The following is a 5276-nucleotide window of genomic DNA, read 5'->3' as shown; positions in this document are numbered from 1 at the left end:
GGCCGGCGCGGCGCCGGACCGTTCCAGCGGCGAGCCGGACGCGGGGGAGCGGAGCCCGGCCGGGCAGGGGACGAACGGGCGGCTGACCGTGCTCCTGCTAGCCGTGATGACCTTCCTCGCCGCGCTGGTGTCGGACGCTCCGGCGTCCTGGAGCGGCGTCTATCTCCGGGACCTGGGCGCGGACGCCGCGGTGGCCGCCTCCGGATACGCGGCCTTCTCGGCCGGGGAGGTCGTCACCCGGCTCATCAACGACCGGCTGGTCAACCGGCTCGGCTGGGTCCGCCTGATCCGGACCGGCACCCTGTGCTGCGCGGCCGCGCTCACCGCCGCGCTGCTCATCGGAGAGCCCGGGATCGCGCTGGCGGCGTTCGTCGTCGCCGGGGCCGGGATCAGCGCCGTCTTCCCCGGCACCTTCACCGCGGCGGGCGCACTTCCCCGCCCGGCCCTGGCGATGGGCCAGCTCGGCTTCGCCGGCAACCTCGGCTGGCTGCTGGTCTCGCCGCTCATCGGCGGCCTGGCGACACTGGCCGGACTGCCCGCCGCCCTCGGCGTGCTGGCCGTCGCCGCCCTGCTCATCACCGCCCTCGCCCCGAACACCCGCCCGCCCCCACCGGCCTCCCCGGCGCACGCCGACCGGCGACGCCCCACCCGCTCCGTGGAGAGCTAGCGCCGGTCACGGCGCCGGCCGTCCCCCTCAGGGTCAGAGCACGTAGCGGAGTCGTCCGCTCGCTGCTGGGGGAGATCCCCAGGCGGCAGCAGCTGGTCGAACCCCTCCCAGCCCTCCCAGGACCACACGTCGGTCTCGAGGTCGGGGGAGAGCGGCACGAACCGGCCGATCTCGAAGTCGTCGGTCCCCAGGTCGAACCAGCGCTCGTCGACCACCTCGGTGCCCAGACCGACGGCGCGCGCGTTGAGCCGCACCAGCAGTTTCACGCCCTTCACGTTTTCCAGCGTCTTGCCCTGGATTTCCCGGAACGGCAATTCGCGGGCGGGCGCCTCGACCGGAATCCACACGGTGAAGGGAGCACCCCTCTCCACGGCCAGCCACGTTCTCTCATCGGCAGGGTCGCCGTTCGCGTCGAGGACCTTCAGCCACTTCTTGTAGACGACCAGGGTGCCGTCGTGCGGGGACACCTCCAGATACCGCAGGTGCGCCCGGGCGTGCAGGTCGACGATGTTGAGGTTGTCCAGGTGGTTGTAGAAACGCACCGCGATGATCGCGTTCTCGCTGTCCGCGTACCGCCGGGCATAGCCGGGGAAGTCCGCGGTCGAGGAATGGGAGATGCTCGCCCGCCGCCGCCAGACGAACGGCTTCACCGTGAACAGTTTGATCAGGACGATACCGAGGAGGGTCGCGGGCACCATGGCGCCGATCACCGATGCGAGCGTGGAGATGACTTCGTGCGCGGTGTTGTTGCGCTGAACCTCGAGGTCGGCCGTTCCGACGCAGGCACGCAGGGCCTCGAGCGCGGTGTTCAGAAGACGTGAACCGTCGTCCATCCGGTCGCCCACGCTCTGCGCGGAACGCTCGGTGAGCACGTACAGCAGTGCGATCGAGACGGCGAGTGCGAGCAGCCCTAGAAATGTGATGGCGAGGAGAGTGTGAAGCGAGCGCCCAGCGATCCACCAGCGAACTGAAGTGCGGTTCCGGGGGTGCGGTCGGCGACCCCCGAATAACGGCCGGTTCATCCCCAACCTTCCTGTTTCCTCGTTCAGTTGACTCGAACAGGCATCCCTTCCCAGGTGAGTCCCCGCCAACCGCAGGATGGAGTCGTGATGTCCCGGCGCCCTGGGTAGGAGTGTTATGGAATGCTGTGCCCTCCATCCGACTCTCCGGAAGGCGTCCCCGTGAAGAACCGCAGCCTGGAGGCGCTGGGGCTCGCCGACGTGCCCGCCATGCAGCCCCTCACCTATCCGGGGCGCCCAGTCACCGAACCCAGCTTGCTGACCAACGGTGAACTGCTCCCGCTTGGTGTGCGGCCCGAGCGGCTGGGCGCCTGGCACGTCATCGGAACGGAAGCCGGGAGTACGGGGTCCGAGGGCATGCTGGACCACGTACTCGCACACCTGGGGCAGGCCGACGCGGGACAGCGCCATCCCGTCATCGCGGTGGGTTCCAACGCCTCGCCCGGACAGGTCAGCCACAAGCTGGCCCGGCTGGACCTGCCGGCCGCCGTGCCGATGGTGCCGGTGCGGGTGAGCGGCATCTCCGTGGGATGTTCCGGACACATCAGTCCGGCCGGATACGTCGCCGCCACCCCCTACATGGATCCGGACGCGGAGTCGACGCTCGTGGTCACGTGGCTGGACTCCAGCCAGCTCAAGGCGGTCGACAGCACGGAGATCCCGGACTACCAGCGCGCCATTCTGCCGGGAAACCGCTTCGAGATGACCATGCCCTCCGGTGAGCGGCTCGGCGGAGCGTACATCTACTTCAGCGCCCACGGCGTCCTCGCCGGACCGGACAAACGGCCGCGTCCGGGCGGCGGGGACCAGGTCGCGCTGCTCGACTCGCTCCTCGATGACTCCTCGCGGCTGCGCGGTCTGCTCGGGCCCGACCCCAAGACCTGGGTCGAAAGGGCCGGTGCGGACCGGGAGATCCGGGAGCTGGGTACACGGATCTTCGGCGAGGAGGGCTGGGTGCTCCCGCAGAACGAGTTTCTGCCGTTCGTGGACGACCACCCCGAGTCCCAGGCCTCCCGCTACGACGAACTGCCGCCGGTGAGCGGTTCGTTGCCCTCGTTTGCTGAGAGCTCCTAACGGAATGGACCGCCCCCCGATCCGCGTGCGGTAGGGCGAGACGAGTGCGAAGGAAGATCACTACTCTGCATGAGTGCTCGCTTGCGACGAGTTGACTTCCACCGAGCGTGAGCTGTGGGGCGCGTTCCCCGAGGGACGCCATGTGGACCTGCGCACCGGTGTGCCCGAGGACGACGCCCGGTCCTGGAAGACACTGCCGAAGATGCCGAACGGTGCGATCGACACCACGAAGATCAGCCCGTAGACCAGCAGGTCACCGAAGCTGAGCGAGCGGTGCAGCTCCTGCCGGTAGCCGTGACTCTCGATGCTCTGCGTCGACTCTGCGTGCCCCTCGGCGGAAGGGCCGAGTCGGCGCAGCCGCTCCGCGTACGGCCGCTCACCGGCGGCATCCGACGGCGTGCGGATACGTTCGCACGTGAAGGAAACTGCATCAAACCAATTTGATGTATCCTTCTGAGTATGGTGCCTACGGGTCAAGCCACCCCGGCGTTCGTACGTCTGGCCGCTCATCCACTGCGGTGGCGGCTGCTGACCGTGCTGGCCGCGAGCGACTACCGGGTCCGTGAACTTGTCGAACTGGTCGGCCACCCGCAGAACCTGATCTCCTACCATCTGCGGCTGCTGCGCGGCAGCGGACTGGTCACCGCCCGTCGGAGCAGCTTCGACGCCCGGGACAGCTACTACCACCTGGATCTGGAGCACTGCGCGCACGCGCTGACCGCCGCCGGTACTGCCCTGCACCCGGCGCTGCGCCTCGATCCCACCCCATCAGCTGCCGCGCCGGTCGAACCGTCGGGCCGGCCCCGCGTGCTGTTCGCGTGTACGGGCAACAGCGCCCGCTCACCGATCGCCGAGGCCCTGCTGCGCCACCGCACCGGCGGTCACGTGGAGGTGGCCAGTGCCGGCAGCCACCCGAAACCGTGTATCCACCCCGCTGCCGTGCGGGTGCTGCGCGACCACCACGGCATCGACATAGCCGACCGGCGTCCCCGGCATCTGGACACATTGGCCCGCCGCCGGTTCGACTACGTGATCAGCCTGTGCGACAAGGTCCGCGAGGTCTGCCCCACCTTCAACGATCAGCCGCGACTGATCCACTGGAGCATCCCCGACCCGGCCGTCGGCGTCACCGACCAGCAAAGCACCCTCGCCTTCACACGCTCGGCGGCGGAAATAGACACCCGCATCCGCTACCTGCTGCCCGTCCTTGTTCACGCCACGAACCCGGAGGTCCAGTCGTGACAACCACACCCGGTGAAGTCGCCGGCATCCGCTACATCGTCGACGACGTGGCTGCCGCCATCGACTTCTACACCACCCACCTCGGCTTCACTCTGCACACCAACCCCGCGCCCGCCTTCGCCGACGTGATCCGCGGCCCCCTGCGGCTGCTGCTGTCCGGGCCGGCAAGCTCCGGCGCCCGGGCCACGCCCGACGACTCCACCGCGCCAGGCCGCAACCGCATCCATCTCATCGTCGACGACCTCGACGCCGAGATCGACCGGCTGCGCACCGCCGGGGTGTCATTCCGCAGCGACGTCATCGCAGGGCCAGGCGGCCGCCAAATCCTGCTCACCGACCCCGCCGGCAACCTCATCGAACTGTTCCAGCCCGCGCCTCGCTGATACATCGCCTCGTGGCTCACTGGTCGCGGTGGTGCACGGTGAGGGCCGCGGCTGCGAGCGTCCAGACCCCGTAGCCCCTGGACGGTAGCGAAGCGAGGAGGACGTCCACGTGGACGCAGATCGGAACGAGATGCAGTCCGGCGTTGTCGCAGGACGGCTGGAAGGGAGCCTTGGAGCCGTGCTCAGAGAGGAACCGGTCATCGTGCTCGCACCGAGGCCGACAACGGTGCACGGACGGTCGGGAAGTCGACACTGCTCGCCACGATGGGAGAGCAGGCGACGCACTGCAGAGTGGACCGAAGCTACGTGTCTCGGTCGGCTTCCTGAGCTGCACGTTCCAGTCGGCTGCGATAGTTCTCCCACCACGCCGAATCGCCCGGCGCCATGCTGTCGTTGCCCTTGTTCATCCCCACTGCACCGTCTAGGAGTTCCCGGATGATGTCGGCGTGCCCGGCATGCCGGTGCGTGTCAGCAATCACGCGCACCACGGCATGATGCAACGTCACCTCGTCCCTGCCGCTTGGCCACCACGGCACTGTGCCGATCGTGTCCAGCGCCAGCGCGTCGATCGTCGCGTCCGCGTGCGCCCACGCCCGCCGGTAAAGCTCCACGATGTGCTTCCGTGACTCGTCGGCGGTGACCCACATATCCCCGTTGGGCTCAGCACGCTCACGCGGTCGCGGGGTGGCACGGTCACCCAGCTCGCCGTGCTCAGGATCTGCACGAGGGCCACGTCCGGGAAGCGCCAACTCGCGGCCGTCCCGGTGCTGGTGAGCCAGTACAGACGGTGCCCGTACGGATCCCGGATGACCGCTCCGCAGTCCTCACCGAGCCGTGCCAGCACACGGTCGCCCAGGTAGGCGGGTGCCCTCACCGCGTCCCACCAGACAC

General features: G+C 69.0%; 6 protein-coding genes and 1 pseudogene. 5 read left to right on the top strand and 2 right to left on the bottom strand.

Annotated elements, in window-relative coordinates; genetic code table 11:
* Nucleotides 1-667: MFS transporter (locus tag ACRDP3_RS14040; protein WP_431517256.1), on the top strand; the 667-nt coding region annotated here is incomplete at its 5' end.
* On the opposite strand, the gene ACRDP3_RS14035 is transcribed toward ACRDP3_RS14040, so the two are convergent.
* Nucleotides 664-1539 (bottom strand): hypothetical protein, encoded by an 876-nt coding sequence (locus tag ACRDP3_RS14035; RefSeq protein WP_431517255.1) that lies wholly within the window; start codon nucleotides 1537-1539, stop codon nucleotides 664-666. The two genes, ACRDP3_RS14040 and ACRDP3_RS14035, sit on opposite strands and share 4 nt — an antisense overlap.
* A gap of 309 nt (nucleotides 1540-1848) precedes the next feature.
* Between ACRDP3_RS14035 and ACRDP3_RS14030 the strand changes: the two genes are divergently transcribed.
* The 4 genes from ACRDP3_RS14030 (at nucleotide 1849) to ACRDP3_RS14015 (ending at nucleotide 4385) form a co-directional block, all read left to right on the top strand.
* Nucleotides 1849-2760: a hypothetical protein gene (locus tag ACRDP3_RS14030; RefSeq protein ID WP_431517254.1), complete on the top strand. Its 912-nt coding sequence runs from the start codon at nucleotides 1849-1851 to the stop codon at nucleotides 2758-2760.
* A gap of 73 nt (nucleotides 2761-2833) precedes the next feature.
* Entirely contained in the window at nucleotides 2834-3004 is a 171-nt protein-coding gene (locus ACRDP3_RS14025; protein ID WP_431517257.1) for a hypothetical protein, read from the top strand.
* Between the two features lie 215 nt (nucleotides 3005-3219).
* Nucleotides 3220-4002 carry an ArsR family transcriptional regulator gene (locus ACRDP3_RS14020; protein WP_431517253.1) on the top strand — a complete coding sequence of 261 codons (783 nt, stop codon included), beginning with the start codon at nucleotides 3220-3222 and terminating at the stop codon, nucleotides 4000-4002.
* Nucleotides 3999-4385, top strand: a complete 387-nt coding sequence (locus ACRDP3_RS14015; RefSeq protein ID WP_431517252.1) for a VOC family protein — start codon at nucleotides 3999-4001, stop codon at nucleotides 4383-4385. Before ACRDP3_RS14020 ends, ACRDP3_RS14015 begins: the two co-directional genes overlap by 4 nt.
* Nucleotides 4386-4687: 302 nt before the next feature.
* Here ACRDP3_RS14015 and ACRDP3_RS14010 read toward each other — a convergent pair.
* Nucleotides 4688-5107 (bottom strand): annotated as a pseudogene (locus ACRDP3_RS14010) (DUF664 domain-containing protein); the annotation flags it as partial.
* Nucleotides 5108-5276: the final 169 nt, after the last annotated feature.

It is taken from the genome of Streptomyces sp., from assembly GCF_050698815.1.
GTDB lineage: Bacteria > Actinomycetota > Actinomycetes > Streptomycetales > Streptomycetaceae > Streptomyces.
This window is presented reverse-complemented; position numbering and strand designations above follow the sequence as displayed.